General features: G+C 31.4%; 1 protein-coding gene. It reads right to left on the reverse strand.

The annotated features are described in order from the left end of the window. Nucleotides 1-64 precede the first annotated feature (64 nt). The coding region (locus tag KVT11_RS19925; RefSeq protein WP_217609154.1) for a CcdC protein domain-containing protein at nt 65-271 on the reverse strand (207 nt) is incomplete at its 5' end.

Consider the following 271-nt stretch of genomic DNA (forward strand, 5'->3'; position numbering starts at 1 on the left):
GCAATATAAAATAAAAAGACAGCGTCAAAAAACGCTGTCTTTTTATTTTATACATATACAGTTTTTAAGTTAATTTCATATCTTTTTCATTATAAAAACCATCTTCTTTTTCCATTTCCTTCTGTAATTTTGTAAAGGAACGGTACATGGCAATTCTCCATGACACAATCATCGCAAATGCCAGCAAGAAGAACATCCCACTAAGTTGTCCTAAATCAAGCGATTGGCTTAAATATGTTTTAAATACAATACGCACGACAAGTAATCCGAT

The sequence above is a fragment of the Bacillus sp. GbtcB10 genome, assembly GCF_019091365.1.
In the GTDB taxonomy this organism is placed as follows: domain Bacteria; phylum Bacillota; class Bacilli; order Bacillales; family Bacillaceae; genus Bacillus; species Bacillus altitudinis.